This window comes from Pseudoalteromonas sp. Isolate6 (genome assembly GCF_022398435.1).
Lineage (GTDB): Bacteria > Pseudomonadota > Gammaproteobacteria > Enterobacterales > Alteromonadaceae > Pseudoalteromonas > Pseudoalteromonas galatheae.
The window spans coordinates 20987-46233 of the sequence record NZ_JAKEVK010000018.1 but is presented as its reverse complement, the minus strand read 5'-3'; the positions used below and the strand labels follow the sequence as shown (position 1 = coordinate 46233).

The window sequence follows — 25247 nt, the reverse complement described above, 5'->3', positions numbered from 1 at the left end:
CTCTATATACAGAATTTAAACATTCGGACCAAAGCTTTGGTTCTAGGGCTCCTCAAGTTGGAGACGAAGGAACAATCGTTGAAGTTTACGGTGACGATTTTTATATCGAGTGCAGTGACAAAAATGGAGTCACTATTTAGCTAGAGATATTTGGGCCCAATGATGCGGAACTAGAGCTACTGTACATATAACAAAGCAAATTAAAAGTGCGGACAAAAACCAGTTGGCTTTGTTCGTGCCTCACAAATTTTAGCCAACTAATTTTTGCCGTTTATTTGCGGCGTTGTTATGCAGTTTGGTAGATCATGCCATGAAAATAAATTTTAGGATTTCCCATGAAAGGAATATGTAGTCTTCGTTACCTAAGTGCAATCTCTCTAGTTGCGGTCAGTCTCAATGTGAATTCTGCAAGCTTTGATTGCGGGAAAGCCCGAACTCACGTAGAGAAGATGATCTGTTCAGAAGACAATATCTCTAGGCTCGACCGAGATTTAAGCAGCGCCTATAAAGCTGCAAATAAGCTTTCTTCAACCTCGCTTAAGCAAGGGCAACGTGATTGGCTTAAAAACACAAGAAATAAATGTAAAACAACCTCATGCCTAGAGAAGGTATATAAGGAAAGAGTTTCCATGCTTGATTTTATCAGTGCTGGAGATGATATTTATAAGTCAGCTGAAAAACTAAAAAATTCTTTAGGCTATAGTCTGGGTGAAGAACTTCTTCTAAGAGCTGCAGAAAAAAATGATAAAAGAGCTCTATATGGACTTGCGTTACTATTCCACAAAAAAAGAAATGACATAATTCCAGTCCTTAAAGAAGAAGCATCAAAAGGTGACATGGATGCGGTTTTTGTACTGGCTAATAAGTATGCTATCGGCAAAAACGATAAAGTATATTTCGCAGCAGAAAATGGAAGTGCTAAAGCTGTTAAGTGGTTAATCGACACACACTATTATAGTGTGGATGATGATTTTAAATTAGATAAGAAGCCTAGCTTAGCATATAAATATTACCTTCTAGGTAAGAAGGCTAACCCAGATTTAACATTCTACGGTGAATCTGAAATAGTTAAAGAGCTCGCTATGTGCTCTGAGGCCGGAGACCTTGATACAACATCGTTCTTAGAGTCGAGAAAACTTACTCGGGAAGACAGCCCTTGGAAACAAGCACGACTGATATCAAAAAAATCACACAATCCTCGATTGGTGTTGCAACTAGCATGTATAGGTGGCGATATTCCTTTTGAAAGAAGACAAGCTGTCACCGAGAGTTATCGAGCGTTTAAAAACAATAAGGGCTTTAAATTTGATGGCTGCATATATGCACAAGGTAGTTATTCCATGGGACTTTGCGCTGGCAACTCATCTAAAACATACTAATAAAATAAGAGGTTGCGTATAACAAAGCGCGGCAACAGGACGCAAAAAGCTACGTTTGTTTTGTGTCATTCCGCTGCGCTCTATTCTAACACAAAACAAACTACGCCTTGTGCGCCGGTGCGCGCGGCGTTATATGCCAAGGAAATCATGAAGTATTTATTCATAGTTTCACTAATTTTTGCTCTTATTGCATGCAAGGGTGATGGATACCTTAGAGGTGAAGTAGAACCATCGCAAGACGGTAACACATACTTTGGTGTAATTGATAATAATGGTGGAAATTGTGGGCCGTTACTATTAGATGGTAAAGCTTGGGAGTTACCTCTCGGTGAAGTATCAGAAATAGAGTCTGGTGAGCATATTATTCACTGTGGATCTTCCATTAGATTTGTTATTCCCAAGGGTGTGGTTTTTAAGTTCGATTATTGGGGGCCATAGGCATATAGCAAGGCAAATCAAAAAGGGTGGACAAAAACCAGTTGGCTTTGTTCGTTCCTCACAAGTTTAGCCAACTAATTTTTGCCGTTTATTTGCGGCGTTAGGTGCTCATTTAGAATGTGGCGTGTGATTATAATATTGATGCTTCTATCAGGTTGTTCGGCTAAACCGATAAATGGGTGTACTTTCGACTTAAATCACTGGGAGAAAACAAGCAGCATTCCCAAAGTTTTAAGCTCGAAATATAAAGCTGATATCGATTCTTGGTATAAAAATCAAGATGGAGACCTGTTTTACTGTAAGCGGTTTATTGGTAACAATGTCTGCGGACATGAGTTCGAAATGTACTTTAAGCAAGCTAATGGCTCTTATCAATCAGACCAAGTTATCTGTATGCAATAGTGCACCTAACAAAGCACATTAATAAGTACTGACAAAAATCAGTTGGCTTTGTTAGTGCCTCACAAATTTTAACCAACTAATTTTTGCTGTTTAATTGCGGCGTTATGTACTTTCTTGTCCTGCACAACTTGTGCACATCTCTTTTGTGCGATAGTATTTCACTATTGATGCACAGTAAGACAGTGCGAGGATATGTCAGTAAATTTTAAAGATGATTGGCTTGAAGCATTTTATGAGGAAGATAAGCGTCATCGCTTGATTCCTAAAATTATATAGAATGCGCTGTATCGGAAGCTTGAAATCCTAGATGCAGCAAAAGCTGAATCAGATCTAAGAGTTCCACCGGGTAATCGGTTTGAACATCTTGAAGGTAATCTGAAAGGTTGGTGTTCGATACGGGTGAATAAACAGTATCGTTTGATTTTTAAGTGGGTTGACGGTGTAGCAGAAGACACCTATTTAGACCCTCATAAATACTGAGGTCAGGATAATGCGCATAACTAAACGTCGTCCAGTTGGTGTAGGAGAAATGCTCAAAGTTGAATTCTTGGAGCCAATGGAGATTACATCAAAAACATTAGCTGAAGCTATGGGTGTACATAGGAACACCATCAGTAACTTAATTAATGGTGGTACTCTGACTGCTCCACTTGCAATCAAGTTAGCGGCTGCATTTGGGAATACACCTGAGTTTTGGCTTAACATTCAACATGCTGTGGACTTGTGGGATACACGAAATCGTTATCAAGATGAAGCCAAGCAAGTAAAACCTTTGTTTTCAACGCAAGATATCGAACTACGTACATAACAAGCGTTTAAGAGCGATTCCATAACGTGTGCCGATTTCGCTTCGCTCAAGTGTGCAAACGTTATTCCACGCCTTAACACGGCGTTATGTCTCTAGCAGAGTTCACTCTCAATACAAAGGTGCTAGAATAGCGTTTAAAACGGAGTGTATACATGGCTGAAATAGATCAAAAACATATTGAGTTGAGAGTCAGTGACTGGAAAGAAAGGGTTGCTAAACTTTACCATTCGGTTGAAAGTAGATTGGCTTCAGAAGATGATTTTTCTGTAGAGAGTAATGACAGTGTGTCGATGAACGAAGAGTTAATGGTTAAGTTCAATGTACCTTCTACGTCAATTCCAAAGCTGAATATTTATAGAAAAACTAAACTTCTAATGTCAATCAAACCAGTGGGTTTATGGATAATTGGTGGAAATGGTCGATTAGACATAATGACTAAAAAAGGTGCATACATTCTAGTTGACTTTTCAGAGTTTGGAGACAAGGAGTCTAAATGGAAATTGTTTTCACCGACACAAAGAAGACAAGGTGAAAATTTTACACCAGAGCTTCTTTTGGAGTTAGCTACTAAACTATGACTATTTTTGATGAGCTTGAAAAACAATATTTCGAAATCGACAATGATTACTCCTTTATCGAATTTGATGCAATTTCAAAAGGTTGGAATAAAAAAGCGCAAAAATATGCTAGAAAACGTGAGCTAAATGACCAAGCATATTTTTTGTTTATGTTTACTCGTTTAGAAGACAGAGTTCGCCAAGAGTCAGCAAAAAAAATAGTTAAAAAGAAAGCTTCGACTATTTCATGGAAAAACAAAGCTGCGTGGGATATTTTGCCCTCAAATGCGAGTGCAGAAATGAACTTCAAAAATCGGTTGGCTTTATTGACGCCTAAAGGGCAATCCGACTTCAATATCGTTGCAGATTATTATAAAGAACGCAATGCAATTGGTCATGGTGGGACCTTTACATCTCCAATAAATATGCCTCATGTGATATCGGAATACAAAAGGCTATACCGCACACTAAAGGCATAACAAAGCGTTTAAGACAGATTCCCAACGCTTGGCATTTTTCATTCTACCGTTGGGTTTTGTGTTTACGGTGGTATGGTTAGGTTTCGTGGTGGCGTTGCTCACTACTTAACGCGGCGTTGAGGCTGTAGAATTACTCTTTCCAGGTACTGGATTGTTGGTTTTGGATTGACTATTTCTTAACCTTGAATCGAGTTGGTTACTGTGATCTAATAGCTATTATTCACCCACGGTAATCTGTTATGGCCAACTATAAGCCAGACTTATCCCGCCAAAATAAATTTATTCCAATCAATTTCGCTGAGCAAATTTTGCCGGGAACCTTTGAATATGCGCTTTGTTATATTGTCGAAAATAAGCTTGACTTGTTGGGCTTTGACGCTTGGTATAACAACGACAAAACAGGCGCTGCGGCGTATCCGCCCGCGGTGATGTTAAAGGTTATTTTACTGGGCTATGCACATGGTTTAATCAGTAGTCGGCGAATTGCTAAAGCGTGTGAAACAAACATTTTATTTATGAGTGTGTCGGGTGATATTCAGCCGCATTACACATCAATAGCGGGTTTTGTGGCTAAAATGCACGAACAGATTGAACCGCTATTTACGCAAGTGCTGATGATATGTGATGAAGAAGGCTTGATAGGACGCAACATGTTTGCCATTGATGGGTGCACAAGTAAAGAGTGGAGCGGTACATTCGATGAGCTAGGCCGTAAAAAAGCCAAATTAGAACGCGCAAGCAAACGCATAATTGAGCGCCATCAAGCGCAAGATGGCTTAAGTGAAGAGCTGGTCACTCAAGACTTAAAGTAAAAAGAAAAGCTAGATAAAAGTGCAGATAAAATCACCGAGTTCTTAGCTACTCACGAAGAGAAAACAGGCAGTAAAGGTAAGCCGGTTAAAAGTAATATTACCGACCCAGACAGCGCGAAAATGACCACGTCAAAAGGCACAATTCAAGGCTATAACGGGATAGCGATAAACGATGAGAAACATCAAATTATACTACAAGCACAGGCATGGGGCTCGGTGGGCGAGCAACAAACACTGCAGCCAGCCGTTGAGCAATTAAAACGACAACTTGAAAAACTGAACAGTGATAAATTCTCTCACAAACAGGCCATTAAATTTACCGCAGACAGTGGATTTAATAGTGAAGCGAACCTTGAATTCATGGCGCAAAGTGGCTTTGATACTTACATAGCTGATAACCAATTTAGAAAACGCAACCCACTGTTTAAAGAGAGCGAAACCTACGAAACAGAGCAAGAAAAGCGCCGATTAAAACGCAGTAAAGGCAAGCCACGCTTATTTACCTCAGACGACTTCCATTATGATGAAGCAACACAAACCTGCCACTGCCCCGCAGGGAACGAGATGTGGCGAAGCGGTATCAATGTAAAAAGCTACAACCAAGAATACACGCGATTCTGTGGTTACTTAAAAGATTGCAAAGTATGCCCACTACAACAGCAGTGCATGCGAAAGCCACCGATAAAAACAGGCCGACAAGTACAGTTTAAGAGTGATGAGTCTCGCAAAAAAATCAGTTACATCGACAAAATGAAAGTAAAAATAGACAGCCCAATAGGACGACGACAATACAGCGAACGACTTGGATGTATCGAACCACTATTCGGCAACATCACGGTGAATAAAGGGACGAATAAGCTCACATTACGCGGCCAAGTAAAAGTCAATGCTCAATGGCAGCTATACTGCCTTGTTCACAATATCGAAAAGTTACGAGAAAGGGTGTCGTAAGCTAAGAACAACCTGACCTAACAGCTCCGAAACGCCTCTCAAACCACAACAAACCAGCTTAAAAAAACGCCCTAAAATAACAACTCACACCCAACTAAACGATTGAATCAAAATAGGAACTCAGTTATCGTTTGTTGATTACAAAAACAAATTTGAAACGAGTTATTCTACAGGCTCGTTAGGCTTCTTTAAACATAAGGTTCAATCTTGACTCAGTAATGGTATGAAAAAGATGGTAATCAAAGTTCACTCATTGGTGGCATCTGTCTAATTGTAGGAACCATAGTAGGCATTCTCGGAACGGCTTACGTTAATAAAAATATGGAGCCACCTAAGCAAATTATTTATAAGGTTGGTGATACGAGCGATAATATTGGCCAGTACTGGAAGCATTTAAATTTCTCTTTTGTTAGAGAGGAATACATAAACCCTAGGGTTATTGAAGAGCTTCTAGGTTGGATTAGTGACTCCTCAGCAACAACGTCCTCAATTGACTTAGTATCAGCAAATAAAAGTAATAGGTTTTTTGTTGATATAGAGCACCGGAAAGTGGATGGAAAAGAATTAGTCGGTTACACCAGAGAAAAAGGTGAAGGTTCTTTTTTTATCAGTACATAGGAACTTCGCCTTCCGGAGTAAATATAATTCTATGTATAGATCATGGGAGTGGTTCAGGTGTCTTCAAAACTTTGATGCTTTTATCTTTGCGAGCAGACAATGCCTTAGATGGTTACTCTCAAGGTTTTACTAAAAGAGAAAGAGTGCTCTTACATTCAATAGGTCACATTGGATTAGGTGACAGATACTCAGGAAATATCACTTATAAAAATGAAATTTTAACGGTCGGTGAAGATAAAAGCCCAATGAAGTATGGGCTTTGGACTTCCGCACAGAAATTCGAGGTTAAGTAGAACTTTAAGCCTAACAAGGGCCTAAACCAAGGGACGCAAAACAGCAGGCTTGCGCTCCTTTGTCGCCAATTTTAGCCTGCTATTTTGTGCCGTTCACGGCAAGCGTTATGTTTTCTTAATCAAGGAGTTCACAATATGTCAATGATAGCGTCATTAAAAAGCGTGAGTGAAGAACGGCTTAACGAGATATTGGCAGAGCCGTCAAAGCTAGTATCGTATTTATATGAAGACGACAGTGGCAAAGCGTGTGACGTCGATAAAGCGTGGCATGCAATTCATTTCTTACTAAATAAAAGTGTTTGGGAAGCTACTTCTCTGGGCGGTTCTGTATTTTTAGGGGGAATACCTATTTCTGATGAAGATGTTGGTTATGGCCCAGCTAGATATTTCTCGACTGAACAAACTAAAGAAATTTCGTCCGAATTATCGAAAATATCTGAAAATCAATTGTTAGAGAATTTTCTTAATCTGGTTGATGAAGCTGAAATTTACCCAGGCTTTGAAGACATAGAGGAAGATAGAAAGTATATCACCCAGAACTTTATTCATTTAAAAGAGTTTTTAGCTGAGCTTGCAAAAGCTGATAGTTGTCTAATTAGCTATATGTGCTAATTAGACAACAAGTGCCTAAACCAAAGGACACAAAACAGCAGGCTTGTGCTCCTTTGTCGCCAATTTTAGCCTGCTATTTTGTGCCGTTTACGGCAAGCGTTAGGAGCCTTTAAGAAATTGGAAACTCTTGAGCTAATTAAACAAGCAGATGAATATACTATTTCATTTGAAGACTTTGCTTGTCTTAGCGAAGAGGGAGGTTTGATTGACTTAGTCAATTTATTTTCACTTAATATTGCAAAACTTTATATGAAAAGTGAAATTGAGTTTGAGTTGGCTGATGGTGCGATGAATTATATTTTTGGTTTCATGACGGATGATATCTTTATGAATTTCAGTGGTAATTTTATTCCAAGTCCTGCCATTGATATTTATGATGCATTTGATGCAGGTGAATATCAGCATTCGGGAGATTCAGATGGTACATGCCCAATTGAAAAGTATACAAAACCACACTTAATTAAATTACTTGAAACTTACGGCTCCTAACAAGACCGTCAAACAAAGGACACAAAACAGCAGGCTTGTGCTCCTTCGTCGCCAATTTTAGCCTGCTATTTTGTGCCGTTTACGGCAAGCGTTATACACAAAGGGAGTTTCGGTGAAAAATTTAACATCTATAATTTTTATCGCGTTTTTAGTTGGTTGCGCTTCTAATACTAATAATGATGAGCTTGGATACCAAGGCAATAAAAAGTCATCCCCAAAATCACCAAATGCTTTGCAGGTATTAGAGTCTCTAAAAAGTAATCCTTCTGCTGTTTTTCGAACTCAAAATGGCTGGACAATTATCAATGTTGATAATGAACAAGAAAAATCAATTTATTCATTTACACCTGAATCTCATCCAGCTTATCCATCGATTGTAAAACGAGAAATTGTCGAAAAAGATGGCTCTATCCATATTAATATGACAGCAAAATGTGGAGCAACAAAAGATGTTTGTGACAAACTAGTTCAGCAATTTGTAGCGCTAAACGATAAAGTCAGACTGTCTATGCAATAGTGCGTATAACAATCGCATAAAAATGGACGTCTAACGGTTGGCTGGCGCTCATTCTTCGCTTATTCTAGTCAACTGTTATCCGCAATTTATGCGGGCGTTATACCCCTAAAGGAGTTTAGATGTTACGCACTATATTAGTTTCTCTAATTGTTATTTTATCGGGATGTGCAAGTACACAAAATGAAAAATTAACTTCTAAAAGAATTGGTGTGTTAACACCTGAATCGCACAATAATCAATTCTGCTACCTCTACAAAGGCGTGACAGTTTTCAATAATGAGTCAGCACGTGAGGAACTTAGCCCTAACTTTTCTAACAGTTTTAACGCATCTGTGGGTAAGGGCATCACAAAGTCGGGGAATATACCAGTATCCCTAGGCAAATTACCTGCCCATAAGATCTCAAGTTATTTTGAGCGTAAAGAGTGGGATCATTCAATTACTCTTACTAAGGATGGTCGCAAGTATATTGAGAGCTTGCTTGAATCAAACCAAGTTGATTATATTCTCTTACCTTGGTTATATGATTTAGAACGTTGTATGGTAAGCGTTGAAGTTGGTTACTCTGATTTAGAATATGCACTTGACTCTAACGTTCAACTTCATCTTCTTAATGCTCAAACTTTACAGCATATACAGTCTAGACATGTAAGCTCTGTAAATTCAATGAGACCAATCTACTTACCAAAAAATAAGGCTACTCCCACTATTACTGACAAGGCTAAACTATCTGAGAAGCTCTATGTTGAGCTTGAAGATGATGTTTTTAGGCTTCTAGATGGTGATTGCTGCTATTCAAAAAGAAATGATTTACCGTAACGGGGTATAACAAATTAATTAAACAGTGGACGCAAAACAGCAGGCTTGCGCTCATTCTTCGCTTAGTTTAGCCTGCTATTTTCCGCCGTTTATTTGCGGCGTTAGCCCATAGAAATTTTTATGCGAAACTAGTCGAATATAGCCGCCGACCTAAAACGTTTTGTCCAAAAACGAGCTAGAGCGAACATCTGTTGTTCGCTCATAACTTCAGGCCAGGTGAAGTATTAACCCAATCATCAAGGCTGTAGAGTCATATATGAGTCACTACACTTTAACAATTGAGTTTATGTTCTGATTCGGCCTACTTTTCGAAAGCACGCTTCATAAAGTTAGGTGTTGCTAATGCACCCTTATGAATACCTGTGTTGTAGTACTCAGTATCAAATGTTGCGTTATCAACGTCTTGCTCGCGGAATCCGGCAAACTTTTGATCTTTACGTGCCATTGTTGCTGACCACAGGCCGCTTGGGTAGATTGGCTGTGGGAAAGGCAGGGTTTGCAGGTCAACAAAGCCCACTTCCAACATTGCATCGCGCATTTCTAGTAGCAACGGCATGTGCATCAGTGGTGATTCACTTTGCTGGATCATGATACCACCAGTACGAAGCGCTGCTAAACAGCTCTTGTAGAATGCGTGATTGAATAAACCTTCACCTGGGCCAACAGGATCGGTGCCATCAACGATGATAACGTCGATAGACTCTGCTTCGGCTTCACGCATAAATTTGATGCCATCATCAAACATTACAGTTGCGCGAGGATCGTTATTAGACTCACAAAGCTCAGGGAAGTATTTCAAAGACATTTGCGTCACAACTTCGTCGATATCAATCTGAGTTACTTTTTCAACGCCAGGATGCTTTAATACTTCACGCAATGTGCCACAGTCGCCGCCGCCAATGATCACAACATTTTTAGGTGCAGGGTGCGAAAATAGCGCCGGGTGACTCATCATTTCGTGATAGAAAAAGTTTTCACGCGTGCTCACCATAGTGCAACCGTCAATGATCATCAGGTTACCAAAATCCGTTGTTTCAAACATTTCTACTTTTTGAAATGGTGATTGGATTTCGTCTAATTTTTTGTTGACTCTAAGTGAAAAAGCGCTGCCATCGCGGTCGCTAATTTCTGTAAACCAACGGTTTGCTTCTAAGTTTGCCATGATTGTGTTCACACTTGATAAAAATTGAGGCAATTTTGCCAGTGCTTGCGTCTTTGCTCAATCAATTTTAGTCAACATTTTGTACTTTGCCTCATATTAGCCCTAATCAAGCATGGGCTATTTATAAGGTTTGTAAGCTAATGAAAACGCAACTTTAGGTCGCATTGACTTGCCTCGCGTATTAGAATGAAGCTTTATAAAGAATTAATTGAGAGCAGCAATGACTTGGGGTCTGCAAACAGCACGTTCTATCTATAACGTTACCCACTGGAGTGACGGCTATTTTGATATCAATGAACAGGGCCAGTTAGTGGCGTTTCCTGATGGTGATCGCACTAAGCCACCAATTCTTCTTCCAGAGTTAACTGAGCAATTTAAAGCGCAGGGGCTAACTTTGCCAGTTTTGGTACGTTTTACCGATATTTTAAAACATCGTGTCGATACCTTGACTCAAGCCTTTACTGCTGCACGAACTCAACGTGATTACCAAGGCCAGTACACCTGTGTTTATCCAATAAAAGTGAATCAGCAGCGCTCGGTTGTCAGTAAGTTATTGGCTCACCCAAGCGGTCTTGTTGGTCTTGAAGCCGGTTCTAAGCCTGAGCTGATGGCAATTTTGGGTGTGGCACATCAACCTATTACCATTGTCTGTAACGGCTACAAAGACAGTGAGTTCTTGCGCTTAGCTTGCATCGGTCAAGCGATGGGTCACCAAGTAAATATAGTCGTTGAAAAGCTCTCTGAACTGGATACTTTATTACAAGAAATCGACGATTTAGGCATTGAACCGTCGATTGGTATTCGTATTCGTCTTAATTCTGTTGGTAAAGGCAAGTGGCAGAATACCGGTGGTGAAAAAGGTAAGTTTGGTCTTACTGCCAGTCAAGTTCTGCAAGCGGTTGAGTTACTTAAGTCGCATAATCGTTTGCACTTAATGCAGTTGGTACACTTCCATATCGGCTCGCAAGTTGCCAATATTCGCGATATTCAACGTGCGCTTAAAGAGTGTGCGCGCCACTATGCTGAGCTATATCAACTAGGAGTTCCGCTGCGTATCGTTGATGTTGGCGGTGGCCTCGGAGTGGATTATGAAGGCTCAGGTTCTCGTAGTTCATGTTCAATGAATTATACGGTGGCGGAATACGCGAAAAATGTGGTGCATGCTTTTCATGATATTGCGGAGCTCAATAACATTCCGCATCCGGATATTATTACTGAATCTGGCCGAGCATTAACTGCCCATCACGCGATGCTGATCACGGATGTGATCGACGTAGAAAAAGCACCAAATCAAGTCGAACCGGTGCAACCACAAGATACCAGTCCACTGGTATTACAAGAGTTATGGCATTCGTTGTCACAACTGACTCCTCGCATGGCCTTAGAAACCTACCACGACGCTATGCACTTGTTCAGCGACGCACACGACCAATACGTACATGGTTTGATTAGCATGCAAGAGTGGGCGCAACTTGAACAGCTTTACTTCACGACACTTCATAAAGTGCGTGAGTGCTTAAATGAGAATGCGAGAGCACACCGAGAAGTACTAGACGACCTCAATGAAAAGCTAGCTGATAAACTGTTTGTAAACTTCTCGTTGTTCCAATCACTGCCGGATATTTGGGGTATTGACCAGCTATTTCCGGTGATGCCTATCGACAAGCTCAATCAGCCGTTGACGCAAAGAGCGATTATTCAGGACATTACTTGTGATTCGGACGGTCAAATCAACAGTTATGTAGAGGGCGCAGGTATTGAGTCAAGTCTACCCATTCCTGAGTATGTGCCGGGAGAGCAATATCACGTTGCAATGTTCTTGGTAGGGGCCTATCAAGAAATATTGGGTGATCTCCATAACTTATTTGGTGACACAGACTCAGTACACGTTGAGCTTTGTGATGAGGGTTATAAACTCACCAATGCAATCAAGGGCGACAGTGTTGAAGATGTACTGCGCTTTGTTCATTATGACAAAGCGGTGCTATCTGAGAATTATGCACAACAGGTTGCGGCCTTGTCGTTGCCGGAGTCAATTAAAGCTCAGTATTTACAAGAGTTAAACGCTGGACTTGAAGGTTATACTTACTTCGAAGATTGATTTTTAGATAGTGAAATGGAATAAATTATAGCCGACCAACTGGTCGGCTTAATTGTGTGTGATTTTCAAGGTATGATACAGCTCTGCCGTAAAACACGATGAGGGAATGAATGTCGTTTATTCGTAAAGTGATCAGCATCTTGCTGTACGCCGTTAACACTATATTTTGGTTTATACCGATCTTTATTTGTGGCTTGATTAAGCTACTGCCCATCCCACCATTGCAAAAAGCCATGAGCTATATTGCTAAGGCGTGCGCAAGTAAATGGGTCGCGTGTAATTCAGTGAGCCAAAACCTCATTGCGCCGTATATGCTTAATGTTAGCGGATTGGATGAGCTAAAACGCAAAGACTGGTACTTGGTTATCGCCAATCACCAAAGTTGGGTGGATATTTTAGTGTTGCAGCGAGTGCTTCATGGCAAAATCCCGTTTTTGAATTTCTTTTTGAAAAAAGAGCTGCTTTACGTACCTGTGCTAGGTCTTGCTTGGTGGGCGCTCGACTTTCCTTTTATGACGCGAACCAGCAAGTCGCAATTAAAGAAAAACCCTAAATTGCGTGGTAAAGACATAGAAACGACGCGAAAAGCATGCGAAAAGTTTAAAACAATGCCAGTGAGTATTGTAAACTTCGTTGAGGGTACGCGTTACACCGAATCCAAGCATAGTAAGCAAAAAAGCCCATTTACGCATCTGCTTAAACCAAAAGCGGGAGGCATCGCATTTGTGATGCAAGCCATGGGTGAGCAAATCAGCAAAGTGGTGAATGTCACCATCCATTATCCCGATGGTGTACCAACTTTCGCAGACTTTATCGCTGGTAAAGTGAAGTCAGTAGATGTTCAGGTGGAAGTAATGCCGGTCAGTGCAAACTTGGTCGGCGACTACATGAATGATCCCGAATTTAGAGTGCGTTTCCAATCCGAATTAAACGCCTTGTGGCAAGCCAAAGACGCACAACTTGTGGAGCTTGCCGATAAAAAGTAGTAGAAGGATGTGGTGATGTTAAAACAAATACTACCTAAGTGGTTTCTCGGGCTATCGGCCAGTGTGTGGCTGCTGGTGAATACCTTTGTATGTGGTTTATTGGTGCTATTGTTTGGCATCATAAAATTGCTTGTGCCAGTTAAGTTTATCTCTACAGCACTGCACTTCTTTTACGGTATGTGGTGTAAAGGCAACTATCTAGGTTTGCGCATCGCGTGCGACAAAATACAAGTGAGCTTGCCAAAAGAATTACACGCTCAAGGGTGGTATTTGTTAATTTCCAATCATCTTAGCTGGCTTGATATCGTTGTGCTTAGTGCCATGGAGGTACTACCTGCACCTAAATTTTTCTTAAAAGATGAATTAAAATACGTGCCTTTCATTGGCACCGGTGCATGGGCAATGGGCATGCCATTTATGAAACGTGCGAGTAAAGCGCAGATCGCCAAAAACCCTAAGCTTAAAGGGATGGATGTAGAACGTACCAAAGCCAGTTGTCGCAACTTTCGAGATCACCCCACAACGGTAATTAATTTTGTGGAAGGTACTCGTCATACTAAAGCTAAACATGCGCATCAAAATAGCCCGTTCAAGTACCTGCTCAAACCAAAGGCGGGTGGTGTAGCGTTCGCTCTAGAAGTGCTATCAGAGCAACTTGACGGCATGCTCAATGCGACTTTGGCTTATGAGTTAGAGGGTGAGCATATTTGCCGTGCATTTACGCTTGGACGCTTGGATGCAATTGATGTAAAAATAGACTACATTGCGATGGAAAAAGTGCCTCTTGGTAACTATCAAGCTGATAAAGCTTATCGTGTAGAGTTTCAGTCTTTTATGAATGAAGTCTGGCAACGCAAAGATTGCCAACTCGAAGCGCATCGATTGAATTCGACTGAGCCAAGTGATGCGCTCAATGAGGAGCTAAAACAGCTATGAAGTTTGATCACCTTCATGATGTCGTTCAACCGTGGTTAAAAGAGTTACCGCAAGGCACTGTGATCAGTGCGTTATTCACCAACGGTGTCGCGGTTGTTGGGCTATTGTTTTTATATTGGGTGATCCGCCGTTTAGTGCTACCCAATGTAGAAAACCTCGCGCGCCATATTTCACCGCGTAAAATTGGTCACCTTGCCCCTCAGTTAAGTAAATTTAGCGGTCGCTTTGCCTTTGTATTGTGTTTACTGGTCTTTTCCGCCTACCATGAGCGCCTCTTCGTCGCACCTGCTTGGGTATTTGTAGTGATGGAGACACTGGTGTATGTCATGTTGGTGGTGGCGTCAGGGTTTTTATTTAGCAGTTTAGTCAATTTAGGTAATGGCGTTTATAACCTCTTTCCGTTCGCCAAAGAAGTGCCGATCCAAGGGATTATTCAAGTAATTAAGCTACTGATATTTATAGTTTGCTCTATATTGGTGGTGAGTATCTTGGTGGATAAATCACCAACTTATATTCTTTCCGGTTTTGGTGCTATCGCGGCAGTCATTATTTTGGTATTTAAAGATACAATTTTGGGATTGGTTGCGAGTATTCAAATAGCAGCCAATCGACTGGTAACCACTGGCGACTGGATCCAAGTTGACGCATTTGGTGCCGACGGCGAGGTGATTGATCTTGGTTTAAATACCGTTAGGGTACGTAACTGGGATAACACCGTCACCACCATACCAACCTATATGTTGATCTCTGATTCATTTAAAAACTGGCGTGCCATGCAAGAGTCAGCAGGACGTCGCATCAAACGCGCCATCCATATTGATTTTACTAGCATTGAGCCGTTGGCTGAGCAAAAGCGAGCGTCACTCACCGAGCAATATCCACTACTGGAAAAGCTTGACGATGTACCGAGCGATATCACCAATTTAGGCTTATTTAGACGCTATGCAGAGGCCTACTTGAAGCAGCATGATGCCATCAATCAAGATTGTTTATGCATGGTAAGGGAACTTGCGCCCACGCAACATGGCTTGCCTCTAGAGTTTTACTGTTTTAGTCGCGATAAACGCTGGGTGTTTTACGAGCACTTACAAGCCGATATTTTGGACTATATGCTAAGTGTAATGCCTGCATTTGGGCTACGTCCATACCAAAGCGTGAGTGATTACTTTGGCGCACACCGCGTGAAAGTGCGCGCCGGTAGCAAACCTGATGCAACTTCAGAATAATCATCAAGGCCACTCAAGTGTGGCCTACACACTTCCAGCGATAACCCCAAACACCATAAAGGCAATAAGCAACTGCCATATTGCGGGCTTTAGCCATTTTAGTGCTATAAAGCCTAATATCACCGCGGTGATATCGAGCAAACTATGCACCGCAGAAAGCCAAATTGGTTGATAAAACGCAGCGGCTAGAATCCCCACAACACCGGCATTTAAGGTCGCGCTAATGCTTGCAAACCTTGGCAACGAAATAAGTGATTGCCACTGCTGGTTAAACGCCCACATTAACAGTAGGCCCGGCAAGAAAATAGCGAGCGTTGCAATCGCCGCGCCCAAAATGGGATGCGTATTGTCGACAACGGCGCCTAAAAAGCTTGCGATGGTAAACATCGGACCAGGAATGGCTTGCGCGGCAGCATAAGCTGTTAAGAAGGTTTCTTGCGCGACTCCCTCAACACTGGTTTGTAGTAGCGGAAGCACGACGTGACCGCCACCAAAAACCAAAGCACCTGCTTGATAAAACTCGGCAAATAGTTGATTTGGTAGCGCGGCAAAGGTTAACGCAAAGAGGCCAATAAATAGCGCAAATACAAACCAGTTGATTTGGCTTTTTGATTGACTCGGTTTACTTGGCGCATTGCTGAATGAGTAAAAGTAACCAGCAACGACAAGCACCATAAGCACACCCAATTGTGCGCTCAAGTTAGGTAGCATCAACAGTGTGAATGTGGCGAAAAATGCGACGAATTTGAGTGCCGTGGTTTTACAAAAGCTTTTCGCCATGCTCAGTACCGCATCGGCAACGATAACTACAGCAAACAACTTCAACCCATCAATGACATTCAACGCAGTGCCTGAGAGCTGCTCAGCCGTTAATGCCAGCATGATCATGAGCAAAAATGACGGCAGTGTAAATCCTAAGAAGGCGGCGATCCCTCCTAAAATACCTGCTTTTTCTAAACCAATCGCGAATCCAACTTGGCTAGAGCCAGGTCCTGGTAGTATTTGTGACAGACTGATCATACTGGCGTAGCGCTCGTTACTCAGCCATTTTAAGTTATCGACAAAGTGTTTTTTAAAGAACCCAAGGTGGGCCGCGGGTCCCCCAAAGCTCGTACATCCTAATAACAAAAACTGATAAAATATTTTCAGAAACATAGTGTACCTTGTGATATTGTTAACCCCATATCTTTACAATTTTATATGACATATTTATGACTTTTGGTGCTGGTGCACCACAGTTGGATAAGTATTATGCGAATGACTTGTTTATCGCCGTGTTTACTTTTTTTGTTTGCATGTTTCTCTAGTTTTGCTCAGCAAATAAATGTTGCGGTAGATCACGCGCCACCATATAGCATTATTGAAGACAATGGTGAAGTGCAAGGCTTAATCTTAGATATATTAGCAACGGTACAGGCTCAGGCTGGTGTTAATTATCAAATAAACGCCGTTCCCTGTCCTTTTTCACGCTGCATACGGATGCTAGCGCAAGGCGAGGTAGACGTCATGGGTGGCTTGATCCGTACACCTCGACGAGAAAAATTAATCGATTTTGTGGAACCTGCCTATATGGCTCTGACGTCGTCTTTTGTATTCTATGCTAAGCAAGACAGCGACATTCAGGTGGAACAATATACGGATCTTTATACCAAGCGAATTGCAGTGATGCGCGGGGGCGTTTTTTATCCTCGTTTTGATGAAGATCGCCAACTTAATAAGGTTCCTGTTTTTAGTGAGCAAGTGGCGTTTGACCTATTGCTTAAAGGACGCGTGGATCTAGTTATCGCAGTGGAAGACACCGCAGAGATAGCGATGGAAGTGCTTGGTCAGCCTATTGAAAAGTTAAAAAAGGTCTCCTACCATCACGCCCAGCCAATTTATGGTCATATGGCGATGAGTAAAGACTTCAGCGGTACTCAGCTTGCAGAAAAAGTTCGCTTAACTATGAGAGAATTAGCTGAAAAAAAACAACTTGATGCTGTGGTTGCAAAATATAAACTGCCACCAGTCTCAGATCACATAAGTGACTTAGTGCCTGTTCATCCTTAAAAAAACCAGTAAGGCTTCAGCCAGAGTTAATTGTTTATTGCAATAATATAGACAATCAAGTTGAAACGAACTCAGGTGGGAAGATGATTGCAAGAAATATGTTAATTGGTGCAGCTGTTGTGGTTGCTTTGTCTGGATGTGAAATGAATAACACAGGTAAAGGTGCGGCGATTGGTGCTGCAACCGGTGCGGTGTTAGGTAAAGCGACAGGTAACCACAAAGATAAACGTCTTGCTATTGGTGCTGCGGTTGGTGCAATTGCAGGTGCCGCAATTGGTAACTATATGGACAAGCAGGAAGCCGCTTTTAATCAAGAGCTCGCAGGAACGGGTGTTGAGGTTGTACGCGAAGGCGATCAAATGCGCTTAGTGTTACCATCAAACATCACCTTCGCAACAGGTAAGTCAGCCATCAGTCCTAGTTTTTACAATACACTTCAAGGCATCGCACGCGTGATGCAGCAATACGATAAGACCTTTTTAACGATTGTTGGGCATACGGACTCTACTGGTTCAGCAAGCTTCAATCAGACTTTATCTGAACAACGTGCCAATAGCGTAAAGCAATACCTGTTATCGCAGCAGGTACTTCCTGCGCGTTTATACGCAGAGGGTATGGGTGAGTCTCAGCCAATCGCGAGCAACGATACTGAGCAAGGTAAGGCACAAAACCGCCGAGTAGAAATAAAAATTATTCCAAACCGCGCATAAGAAAAGTGCTAGGAGTGCTGCACAGCACTCCTTTTTTATAAGGTGTCACACACCACTTCGGCTTTGCAGGTAATTACGCTGACATTGGTGTAACCGATACGTGTTAGTTGCTCTGCGGCAAAAATAGCACGGCTACCGGCAGCACAGTGTAAATAAATTGGCCTGTCTGCGTCTTTTTCCAGCTCAGGAAGCTTAAATTCTAGCAATCCTCTTGGGATATTTACCGCGCCGTTGGCTGCCTTTTGACTATGTTCAGCCGGCTCTCTCACGTCGATAACCAGACCATTGTTTTGTGCAATCTCCGATTTTGCTTGTACCGCGTCAATGCAGCGTTGATTAGGCTTTACTGTCTTTAATACATCTTGGGCAGATATCAGCATATATAGCTCCTTATTGGGTTATCGGTTTTATTATGACTCACCTTTCCTGAATGCCAAGTTTCTTCAATATAACGATCATAGGGCACCAGTTAGTAAAAGCAGACTGCACTAAATTGACACAAATAAACACACTAAACCAAACCCAATGTGGGTTGACAAAATGTGTGAGCAGTAAAGAAATGGCAAACATAACACCAGCGATTAATCTAAGTAGAGGATGTAAGGTCATAATGAGTGTCACCTTTAATATTAGATATTTCTAATATTAGACATTGCTAATGTTTGTGTCTATACTTTAAGTACATTTATTTTTTGGGAGTCAACATGGAACTGCAGCAAATGGCGCAAAATGCCGAACAGGCAGAAGCCTTGTTAAAGCTTATGGCGAATAAAAATCGCTTGATGATTTTGTGTGCATTGCAAAAGCAAGAGCTCAGTGTTAGCCAGCTTAATGAAATGGTGCCATTAGCGCAGTCTGCCCTATCACAACATTTAGCCAGCATGAGAAAGGCACAAATCGTAGCGACTAGGCGTGAGGGGGCGACGATTTATTATCAGGTTAAAGATAGCCGAGTCGCTGTACTACTCGAGAGTTTATATCAGCTGTTCTGCGCCTCAAGTGCAGAGTAACTAGGAACGACTGAGATGCAAAAGTTAGATGGTGTCATTCGGTATGCTCTACAAGGCAGCTTGCCAACGATTATCTTCTTGTGCGCTGTGGTACTTGGATTATTTGCATTGCAAATGACACCACGAGAGGAAGAACCACAAATAGTGGTGCCTATGCTGGATATTCATGTGTCGGTACCAAATACTGCCTCACCAGAAGTGGCACGATTGGTCACCACTCCACTTGAAAAGTTACTGCTGCAAATTCCAGGCGTTGAGCACGTCTATTCTACGACCCAAACCGGCGGCACGGTTGTTACTTTAAGATTTCATGTGGGTGAAGACAGAGAGAAAGCCATTCTCAACACCTACACTAAGCTGTATGCCAATCAGCATACTATGCCGGGAATTGTCACTCAGTGGCAGATCCGTCCAATAGAAGTCGATGACGTTCCAATTTTGATGCTTGGACTGACAAGTTCCAAGCCGCAACTATATGATGACTACGCGCTAACGCGCTTTGCACAAGAGCTAGCTATCCAGTTACAGAGCATCGCAGACACCAGCGAGGTTTCAGTTATTACCGGGCGCACGAGAGTACTTAGGGTTGAGTTGAACTTAGCTGCGCTTGCTGCACATCAAACAACACCAATGGATGTTTTAGGTGCTATCCAAAGTAGTAATCTAGTGACACGAGTCGGGCAAGTGACGGCAGGCAGTAACACGATTGCCTTTGAGTCTGGTGATGTCCTTCGTAATAAGTCGGCACTTGAAGGTCTCACGGTGAACGTAATCAATGGCCGTGCCATTGTTTTAAAAGAAGTTGCTCAGGTTATTGATGGTCCTAGTGAACCCGATAGCTATCAGTGGTTAGCAAGCAGCGACAGTCAGGCTGATGCACCATTAGTGACGATTGGCGTGGCGAAGCAAAAGGGAAGTAATGCGGTAACGGTTGCAGAGCAAAGTTTAGCGCTTGTAACCCAGCTACAACAGGAGATCCTTCCCGCTGAGGTATCGGTAAAAGTACTAAGAAACTATGGTGAGACGGCCAATGACAAAGTCAATAATCTTACCTCTAGCTTGGCCTTTGCGGTATTTACCGTTGTGATATTTGTCGGTGTATTTTTAGGTTGGCGGCCTGCCATCGTTGTTGGTCTTGCAGTGCCAATTTGCTATGGCATTACACTTGGGTTGGACTTTGCGTTTGGTTACACCATTAATCGGGTCACCTTGTTTGCGCTTATTTTGTCGCTGGGATTGTTGGTCGATGACCCAATCACTGGGATTGATAATATTAGCCGCTTTATTCATCGCGGCGCGGCAGCTGACACAGATCACAACATTGTCGCTGCTATGGTCGAGATCAAATCTGCGCTTTTGATGTCAACGTTAACTATCATCATGGCGTTTATTCCATTGGCGTTTATTACTGGCATGATGGGCCCATATATGGCACCTATGGCATTTAACGTCCCCATTAGTGTCATTGCCTCGACGTTAGTGGCTTTTTTAGTGACGCCTTGGCTGTCTAAAAAGTTACTCAAAGCGGATGCAAAAACAAGTGAAGTCGCGCCTCAAGACTCGTACTACAGCAAAATCATGCTGCCAATTTTACAAAACCCACGTAAAGCCAAGTGGTTATTATGGGGTGTGTTAGGGTTATTTGTTGCGAGTGTGAGCCTTCCTATTTTTAGAGCCGTACCACTGAAATTGCTGCCGTTTGACAATAAAAGTGAAATCCAAGTATTGATAGATATGCCCGAGGGAACCAGCCTTGAGCAAACGGCCGCAATGACGAGGCAAGTACAGCAAATCGTTTGGTCAGAAGCTGAAGTGACCGACATCGCCGCTTTTGTCGGTAAGCCTTCCAGTATGGATTTTAATGGTATGGTGCGAGGCTATTATCGTCGTAGTGGTACGCATCTTGCCGAACTTAGAGTTTTACTGGTGGATAAGCGTGAACGCGAACATCAATCTCACGCCATCGTCATGCGACTGCGTGAAAAGCTTCAGCCTTTTAACCAAACTTTGACGCAAGTAAAAGTGGTGGAAGTGCCGCCGGGACCTCCGGTATTAAGTACACTCGTTGCTGAGGTTTATGCAGATCCGTTTGTTGCTCGTGAAACGCAAGAGCAAGCAGCCCAAAGGTTAGCGCATCGTTTAAGGCAGGAGCCACATGTGGTTGAGGTTGACACCTCAATGGCTTCGCCAACATGGTTAAAGCGGTTTGTGGTTGATAAACAAAAGGCCGCGTTATCAGGTGTGGCCACAGAGGATATTAATCAATCTTTAGTGGTTGCAAGCAGCGGCATGTCAGCAGGCTTTTTATATACTCAAGGTGAGGTCGCAACGGTGCCCATCGAGTTGGGTGTGAGTTACGCGCAGCGTAATCAATGGCAAAACGTATTGGCGATGCAAGTTCGTGGTCGTCAGGAGTTGGCTAAAACCACTCAAGAATATGGCTTAGAGCAGGCTGCGAGGCCCCTTGTGGCGATTGGTGAACTGGGCGAATTAACATCCATCCCTACGGCTCCCGTGATCCTCCGAAAAGACCTACAAGAAGTGATTTATGTGTTTGCGGAGCTAAATGGCCGCACCCCAGCTGAGGTGATTGCCGATGTGGTTGCGGATGAAAACCAACAGATAACACCAAGCAATTGGGCATCTCGCACCTTTTTACACAGTGGCGGAGGAGTCACTTGGTCAATGTTAGAAGGAACTCATTATACCTTTAAAGGTGAAGGTGAGTGGCGTATTACCATTGATGTGTTTAGAGATATGGGGATCGCATTTGCATTTGCATTGGTGGCGATATTTATCATCCTGCGGATACAAACGGCATCTAGTAGCTTATCACTTATCATTATGTCGGCAATTCCCCTCACCATGATAGGGATTATGCCGGGCTTTTGGTTACTCAATCAATTTGGTGAGCGTGTGGTTGCAGGTGCGCCAGAGCATGTGTTATTTACAGCGACCGGGATGATAGGGATGATAGCGCTGGCCGGAATCGTGGTGAGAAATTCCCTGATTTTGGTGGAGTTTATTAATCAGTCTCGCGCGGCTGGTATGGCACTTATCGACGCATTGATTGCGGCGGGAAGTGTAAGAATGCGACCGGTATTACTTACTGCAGGCACGACGTTATTAGGCAACTTGGTGATTATCTTAGATCCTGTTTTTAGTGGCCTCGCCCTTGCTATTATCTTCGGGATCATTGCTTCAACGTTATTTTCATTGTTGGTCGTGCCTATCGTTTACTACTTAGTATTCAAATCATCATCGACACCTAATCAATCTCTTAATGCCTTATCAGTTCAGGAGTCTTCTCATGTCTCGTAATAAAATCGCTATTCCTGTTCTTGCTATTTTTTGCCTATTATTGATGGTCGTATGGCTTGCTGGTGGATTCCAAAATAAGCTAGCTCCGGGCAATAAGTCCGAACTTCCCGCCTATCAAGGAGCACGTTATACCGTGCAAAAGTCGTTGATTGCGATGATTGAACAAGTGCCTGCGAGTGTGGTCGCAAAAGAAAATACGTTAGTGTCCAGTCGATTATTGGCGGAGCTTAAAACGCTTAACGTCAGAGCCGGTGATAAAGTCACTGCGGGACAGCTGATAGCAACACTCGATGATGCCGAGCTTAAAGCAGAGCTGCAAAGAGTGGCGGCGCAGCAAGCGGCGAATTCAGCCAAACTAGAGCAAGCGACTAAGCAATTAGTACGCAATAAATCTCTTAATGAAAAAGGGCTTATCGCGATTAACCAAGTGGATGAGTGGCAAGCCACAGTGAACGAGTTACAAGCGCAAGATAAGGCATTACAAGAAGCGTATCGTAGCGCTGAAGTCGCGCTGGGTTACACGCAAATCACAGCCCCTATTTCGGGTAAAGTGGTAGCGCGCTTACAAGAGCCGGGCAGTATGGTTAGCCCCGGTGGTGCCATTATTTCGCTATTCAATCCGTTACAATTGCAGATTGAAGCGCCAATTCGCGAGAGCCAAGTTAAGCATATTCAGTTAGGAAGCGAGATTAAGGTGCGCATACCTGCGCTAGACATAAGCCAAACCGCGCGTGTGTCGGAAATGGTGCCAATTGCCGACAGCCAAGCGCGCAGCTTTATTATTAAATTGGATATGCCTTTGCTGCAAAATGTGGTGCCTGGCATGTACGCGCTGGTTGAGCTTGTGCTTGGCGAGCAGGCGATTATCCAAATTCCAACGAATATGATCAGCAAGTATGGTCAATTGGCGATGGTTGAAGTAATAGAAAGTGGCCAGCTTCACAAACGCTACCTCAGGTTGGGCGAAGAGACTGGTAATAAAACGATTGTTATCAGTGGCCTAAACGAAGGCGATCAGCTAGCTGTACAGCAATAGTTAGCTGATCCGAACTTTTAAATAAACGAAGCGATTTCGGCGAGTGACTTTTTCACTGTTGCGTGCTCTGGAATACTTGCATCATCACTTGGATAACCCGCAATCAGTAACATATAAGGGCGTTCGTTATCTTTATCTCTACCGCACAACTCGGTTAAAAAGCTCATAGGTTTAGGTGTATGGGTCAGTGTGGCAAGTCCTGCATTATGCAGAGCTTGGATAAGAAACCCTGTAGCTATCCCAACCGATTCATGGACATAGTAGTTGGTATTCTTGTCTTCTGCGTGGATCCCCCCTTTTTTCTGACTAAAAATAGCAATAAGCCAAGGTGCATGTTCTAAGTAGGGTTTTTGTGCATCTGTGCCCAAAGGTTTTAACGCGTCCAACCACTCATCTCCCGCACGGCCTTGGTAAAACGAGCGCTCGAGGTCTTCGGCTGCAGCTCGGATCTGTTTTTTCTTTTCTGCGCTGCCAATCGCCACGAAATGCCATGGCTGATGGTTCGCACCACTAGGGGCAGTGCCTGCTGCTTTGATACAAGTTTCGATGATTTTTTGCGGCACTGGGCGGTCGCTAAAAGCACGAATACTATGGCGTCTCTTACTGTTTTCCAAGAATGCTTCCGCACGACTTAGCATTTCTTCATGAGGATATTCAATGAAATCCGTCAGTGGGTGGTTGGCGTGATCTTGCATGTTAGAATTCCTTACCTGTTGTTCATTATCGTTGTAATAGTTAGTCTTTCAGTGTTTAGTTTTATTTGCAATTGACAATATCATGTTACCGCTGCAGCTATGGGTAATTTTCTTTACAGCTGATATTATAAGTTGTTCAGATTATGGAGTTTCAGAGGAAATAATGTATATGCATCAGTGGCAAAGCGAGCAATGTATCGATCTACCAATGGGAAAAGTGGTTTGTATTGGTAGGAACTATGTAGAACACGCCAAAGAATTAGATAATCCCATTCCGAGTAGCCCGCTGTTGTTTATCAAACCTGCGACTAGCTTGGTACCATTTGGCAACGAAGTGACATTAAATGCTGCGCTTGGTGAGCATCATTATGAGGCCGAACTTGCACTATTGATCGGCACGAAAATTGATGCAGATACCTCAGAACCATTAATGCATATTGCAGGTGTTGGATTGGCACTCGACCTTACGCTACGAGATTTACAAAGTGAGCTAAAAGCCCAAGGACACCCTTGGGAGCGGGCCAAAGCCTATGATAATAGCTGCCCAATAACGCCTTTTGTTCCATGCGATGAAAACACTTTTGCTAAGAGTATTGAATATCGTTTTTGGCAAAATGGTGAGCTGAAACAGCATGGCGATTCTAGCCTAATGATTTTTCCAATAACTGAGCTGCTAAAAGAAGTTTCTCGTTACTTTACGCTTCAGCCCGGAGATATTGTGCTGACAGGCACACCTAAAGGAGTTGGCAGTCTGGCTCAAGGTGATAAATTGAAATTACAATTGGATCAGCATCCTGCTTGGTATAGTGAGGTTATCTTAAAATAAGTAGCTGCAGGCACTG

The 25247-nt window shown here is 42.6% G+C and carries 28 protein-coding genes; 23 read left to right on the top strand and 5 right to left on the bottom strand.

The features are described 5' to 3' along the window. The first annotated feature begins 335 nt into the window (after positions 1–335). The 13 genes from L1D50_RS04550 to L1D50_RS04490 all read left to right on the top strand — a co-directional run bounded on the left by L1D50_RS04550 (position 336) and on the right by L1D50_RS04490 (position 9173). A complete protein-coding gene (locus L1D50_RS04550; RefSeq protein ID WP_138521483.1) occupies positions 336–1379 on the top strand; it encodes a lysozyme inhibitor LprI family protein in 1044 nt (347 codons plus the stop codon). Between the two features lie 147 nt (positions 1380–1526). Beyond that, positions 1527–1817, top strand: a complete 291-nt coding sequence (locus L1D50_RS04545) for a hypothetical protein (protein WP_239965609.1) — start codon at positions 1527–1529, stop codon at positions 1815–1817. Positions 1818–2501: 684 nt separating this feature from the next. After that, positions 2502–2699, top strand: a complete 198-nt coding sequence (locus L1D50_RS04540) for a type II toxin-antitoxin system RelE/ParE family toxin (RefSeq protein WP_235956670.1) — start codon at positions 2502–2504, stop codon at positions 2697–2699. Positions 2700–2709: 10 nt separating this feature from the next. Continuing rightward, the gene (locus L1D50_RS04535) at positions 2710–3027 is read left to right on the top strand and encodes a HigA family addiction module antitoxin (RefSeq protein ID WP_138522850.1); all 318 of its coding nucleotides are present in this window, start codon (positions 2710–2712) and stop codon (positions 3025–3027) included. A gap of 152 nt (positions 3028–3179) precedes the next feature. After that, entirely contained in the window at positions 3180–3605 is a 426-nt protein-coding gene (locus L1D50_RS04530) for a hypothetical protein (protein ID WP_138522848.1), read from the top strand. Continuing rightward, complete coding sequence (locus L1D50_RS04525; RefSeq protein WP_138522846.1) at positions 3602–4063, top strand: hypothetical protein; 462 nt, start codon at positions 3602–3604, stop codon at positions 4061–4063. The genes L1D50_RS04530 and L1D50_RS04525 overlap by 4 nt, the downstream gene beginning before the upstream one ends. 239 nt (positions 4064–4302) lie before the next feature. Then, a complete protein-coding gene (locus tag L1D50_RS04520; protein WP_239965608.1) occupies positions 4303–4875 on the top strand; it encodes a transposase in 573 nt (190 codons plus the stop codon). Positions 4876–4995: 120 nt separating this feature from the next. Beyond that, complete coding sequence (locus L1D50_RS04515) at positions 4996–5826, top strand: transposase (protein WP_235956586.1); 831 nt, start codon at positions 4996–4998, stop codon at positions 5824–5826. 321 nt (positions 5827–6147) lie between these two features. Continuing rightward, on the top strand, positions 6148–6444 hold the full coding sequence (locus L1D50_RS04510) for a hypothetical protein (RefSeq protein ID WP_239965607.1): 297 nt from the start codon (positions 6148–6150) through the stop codon (positions 6442–6444). A 428-nt stretch (positions 6445–6872) separates the two neighbouring features. Then, a complete protein-coding gene (locus L1D50_RS04505) occupies positions 6873–7349 on the top strand; it encodes a YfbM family protein (protein ID WP_138522842.1) in 477 nt (158 codons plus the stop codon). 117 nt (positions 7350–7466) lie between these two features. Further along, positions 7467–7838, top strand: a complete 372-nt coding sequence (locus L1D50_RS04500; protein WP_138522840.1) for a hypothetical protein — start codon at positions 7467–7469, stop codon at positions 7836–7838. A gap of 112 nt (positions 7839–7950) precedes the next feature. Beyond that, positions 7951–8355, top strand: a complete 405-nt coding sequence (locus tag L1D50_RS04495; RefSeq protein ID WP_138522838.1) for a molecular chaperone DnaJ — start codon at positions 7951–7953, stop codon at positions 8353–8355. Positions 8356–8474: 119 nt separating this feature from the next. After that, positions 8475–9173, top strand: a complete 699-nt coding sequence (locus L1D50_RS04490) for a hypothetical protein (protein WP_138522836.1) — start codon at positions 8475–8477, stop codon at positions 9171–9173. A gap of 301 nt (positions 9174–9474) precedes the next feature. Here L1D50_RS04490 and speE read toward each other — a convergent pair whose 3' ends face one another. Further along, the gene (gene speE, locus L1D50_RS04485; RefSeq protein ID WP_138522834.1) at positions 9475–10335 is read right to left on the bottom strand and encodes a polyamine aminopropyltransferase; all 861 of its coding nucleotides are present in this window, start codon (positions 10333–10335) and stop codon (positions 9475–9477) included. A 220-nt stretch (positions 10336–10555) separates the two neighbouring features. Between speE and speA the strand changes: the two genes are divergently transcribed. The 4 genes from speA to L1D50_RS04465 all read left to right on the top strand — a co-directional run bounded on the left by speA (position 10556) and on the right by L1D50_RS04465 (position 15584). Continuing rightward, positions 10556–12436, top strand: coding sequence for a biosynthetic arginine decarboxylase (gene speA / locus L1D50_RS04480; RefSeq protein ID WP_017218363.1), 1881 nt, complete (start codon positions 10556–10558; stop codon positions 12434–12436). A gap of 110 nt (positions 12437–12546) precedes the next feature. Then, complete coding sequence (locus tag L1D50_RS04475; protein WP_138522832.1) at positions 12547–13422, top strand: acyltransferase; 876 nt, start codon at positions 12547–12549, stop codon at positions 13420–13422. A gap of 15 nt (positions 13423–13437) precedes the next feature. After that, positions 13438–14358, top strand: coding sequence for an acetyltransferase (locus tag L1D50_RS04470; RefSeq protein WP_138522830.1), 921 nt, complete (start codon positions 13438–13440; stop codon positions 14356–14358). After that, a complete protein-coding gene (locus tag L1D50_RS04465) occupies positions 14355–15584 on the top strand; it encodes a mechanosensitive ion channel domain-containing protein (protein WP_128725694.1) in 1230 nt (409 codons plus the stop codon). Before L1D50_RS04470 ends, L1D50_RS04465 begins: the two co-directional genes overlap by 4 nt. 24 nt (positions 15585–15608) lie before the next feature. Here L1D50_RS04465 and chrA read toward each other — a convergent pair whose 3' ends face one another. After that, positions 15609–16739, bottom strand: a complete 1131-nt coding sequence (gene chrA, locus L1D50_RS04460) for a chromate efflux transporter (protein ID WP_138522828.1) — start codon at positions 16737–16739, stop codon at positions 15609–15611. A 96-nt stretch (positions 16740–16835) separates the two neighbouring features. Between chrA and L1D50_RS04455 the strand changes: the two genes are divergently transcribed. Together L1D50_RS04455 and L1D50_RS04450 are read left to right on the top strand one after the other, a co-directional pair. After that, positions 16836–17633, top strand: coding sequence for a transporter substrate-binding domain-containing protein (locus L1D50_RS04455; RefSeq protein ID WP_239965606.1), 798 nt, complete (start codon positions 16836–16838; stop codon positions 17631–17633). Positions 17634–17716: 83 nt separating this feature from the next. Further along, the gene (locus tag L1D50_RS04450; RefSeq protein ID WP_088532029.1) at positions 17717–18343 is read left to right on the top strand and encodes an OmpA family protein; all 627 of its coding nucleotides are present in this window, start codon (positions 17717–17719) and stop codon (positions 18341–18343) included. A gap of 35 nt (positions 18344–18378) precedes the next feature. Here the strand turns inward: L1D50_RS04450 and L1D50_RS04445 are convergent, their stop codons facing one another. Continuing rightward, the gene (locus L1D50_RS04445) at positions 18379–18723 is read right to left on the bottom strand and encodes a rhodanese-like domain-containing protein (RefSeq protein ID WP_128725691.1); all 345 of its coding nucleotides are present in this window, start codon (positions 18721–18723) and stop codon (positions 18379–18381) included. 37 nt (positions 18724–18760) lie between these two features. After that, on the bottom strand, positions 18761–18952 hold the full coding sequence (locus L1D50_RS04440; RefSeq protein ID WP_045987806.1) for a DUF2892 domain-containing protein: 192 nt from the start codon (positions 18950–18952) through the stop codon (positions 18761–18763). A gap of 95 nt (positions 18953–19047) precedes the next feature. On the opposite strand from L1D50_RS04440, the gene L1D50_RS04435 reads away from it, so the two are divergent. Genes L1D50_RS04435 through L1D50_RS04425 form a run of 3 tightly spaced genes read left to right on the top strand, consistent with a single transcriptional unit; the run spans position 19048 to position 23710 of the window. After that, positions 19048–19353: a metalloregulator ArsR/SmtB family transcription factor gene (locus L1D50_RS04435; RefSeq protein WP_128725690.1), complete on the top strand. Its 306-nt coding sequence runs from the start codon at positions 19048–19050 to the stop codon at positions 19351–19353. 15 nt (positions 19354–19368) lie between these two features. Continuing rightward, complete coding sequence (locus L1D50_RS04430) at positions 19369–22674, top strand: efflux RND transporter permease subunit (protein ID WP_128725689.1); 3306 nt, start codon at positions 19369–19371, stop codon at positions 22672–22674. Continuing rightward, positions 22664–23710, top strand: coding sequence for an efflux RND transporter periplasmic adaptor subunit (locus tag L1D50_RS04425; protein WP_128725688.1), 1047 nt, complete (start codon positions 22664–22666; stop codon positions 23708–23710). The genes L1D50_RS04430 and L1D50_RS04425 overlap by 11 nt, the downstream gene beginning before the upstream one ends. A gap of 17 nt (positions 23711–23727) precedes the next feature. Here L1D50_RS04425 and L1D50_RS04420 read toward each other — a convergent pair whose 3' ends face one another. Further along, a complete protein-coding gene (locus L1D50_RS04420) occupies positions 23728–24405 on the bottom strand; it encodes a nitroreductase family protein (protein WP_128725687.1) in 678 nt (225 codons plus the stop codon). 163 nt (positions 24406–24568) lie between these two features. On the opposite strand from L1D50_RS04420, the gene L1D50_RS04415 reads away from it, so the two are divergent. Further along, positions 24569–25231 (top strand): fumarylacetoacetate hydrolase family protein, encoded by a 663-nt coding sequence (locus L1D50_RS04415; protein ID WP_128725686.1) that lies wholly within the window; start codon positions 24569–24571, stop codon positions 25229–25231. Positions 25232–25247: the final 16 nt, after the last annotated feature.

Bases quoted from the DNA above. Each gene is read 5' to 3' on its own strand.
- L1D50_RS04550 (WP_138521483.1), top strand. From the start codon at position 336: ATGAAAGGAATATGTAGTCTTCGTTACCTAAGTGCAATCTCTCTAGTT.
- L1D50_RS04545 (WP_239965609.1), top strand. From the start codon at position 1,527: ATGAAGTATTTATTCATAGTTTCACTAATTTTTGCTCTTATTGCATGC.
- L1D50_RS04535 (WP_138522850.1), top strand. From the start codon at position 2,710: ATGCGCATAACTAAACGTCGTCCAGTTGGTGTAGGAGAAATGCTCAAA.
- L1D50_RS04530 (WP_138522848.1), top strand. From the start codon at position 3,180: ATGGCTGAAATAGATCAAAAACATATTGAGTTGAGAGTCAGTGACTGG.
- L1D50_RS04525 (WP_138522846.1), top strand. From the start codon at position 3,602: ATGACTATTTTTGATGAGCTTGAAAAACAATATTTCGAAATCGACAAT.
- L1D50_RS04520 (WP_239965608.1), top strand. From the start codon at position 4,303: ATGGCCAACTATAAGCCAGACTTATCCCGCCAAAATAAATTTATTCCA.
- L1D50_RS04515 (WP_235956586.1), top strand. From the start codon at position 4,996: ATGACCACGTCAAAAGGCACAATTCAAGGCTATAACGGGATAGCGATA.
- L1D50_RS04510 (WP_239965607.1), top strand. From the start codon at position 6,148: ATGGAGCCACCTAAGCAAATTATTTATAAGGTTGGTGATACGAGCGAT.
- L1D50_RS04505 (WP_138522842.1), top strand. From the start codon at position 6,873: ATGTCAATGATAGCGTCATTAAAAAGCGTGAGTGAAGAACGGCTTAAC.
- L1D50_RS04490 (WP_138522836.1), top strand. From the start codon at position 8,475: ATGTTACGCACTATATTAGTTTCTCTAATTGTTATTTTATCGGGATGT.
- speE (WP_138522834.1), bottom strand. From the start codon at position 10,335: ATGGCAAACTTAGAAGCAAACCGTTGGTTTACAGAAATTAGCGACCGC.
- speA (WP_017218363.1), top strand. From the start codon at position 10,556: ATGACTTGGGGTCTGCAAACAGCACGTTCTATCTATAACGTTACCCAC.
- L1D50_RS04475 (WP_138522832.1), top strand. From the start codon at position 12,547: ATGTCGTTTATTCGTAAAGTGATCAGCATCTTGCTGTACGCCGTTAAC.
- L1D50_RS04470 (WP_138522830.1), top strand. From the start codon at position 13,438: ATGTTAAAACAAATACTACCTAAGTGGTTTCTCGGGCTATCGGCCAGT.
- L1D50_RS04465 (WP_128725694.1), top strand. From the start codon at position 14,355: ATGAAGTTTGATCACCTTCATGATGTCGTTCAACCGTGGTTAAAAGAG.
- chrA (WP_138522828.1), bottom strand. From the start codon at position 16,739: ATGTTTCTGAAAATATTTTATCAGTTTTTGTTATTAGGATGTACGAGC.
- L1D50_RS04455 (WP_239965606.1), top strand. From the start codon at position 16,836: ATGCGAATGACTTGTTTATCGCCGTGTTTACTTTTTTTGTTTGCATGT.
- L1D50_RS04450 (WP_088532029.1), top strand. From the start codon at position 17,717: ATGATTGCAAGAAATATGTTAATTGGTGCAGCTGTTGTGGTTGCTTTG.
- L1D50_RS04445 (WP_128725691.1), bottom strand. From the start codon at position 18,723: ATGCTGATATCTGCCCAAGATGTATTAAAGACAGTAAAGCCTAATCAA.
- L1D50_RS04440 (WP_045987806.1), bottom strand. From the start codon at position 18,952: ATGACCTTACATCCTCTACTTAGATTAATCGCTGGTGTTATGTTTGCC.
- L1D50_RS04435 (WP_128725690.1), top strand. From the start codon at position 19,048: ATGGAACTGCAGCAAATGGCGCAAAATGCCGAACAGGCAGAAGCCTTG.
- L1D50_RS04430 (WP_128725689.1), top strand. From the start codon at position 19,369: ATGCAAAAGTTAGATGGTGTCATTCGGTATGCTCTACAAGGCAGCTTG.
- L1D50_RS04425 (WP_128725688.1), top strand. From the start codon at position 22,664: ATGTCTCGTAATAAAATCGCTATTCCTGTTCTTGCTATTTTTTGCCTA.
- L1D50_RS04420 (WP_128725687.1), bottom strand. From the start codon at position 24,405: ATGCAAGATCACGCCAACCACCCACTGACGGATTTCATTGAATATCCT.
- L1D50_RS04415 (WP_128725686.1), top strand. From the start codon at position 24,569: ATGTATATGCATCAGTGGCAAAGCGAGCAATGTATCGATCTACCAATG.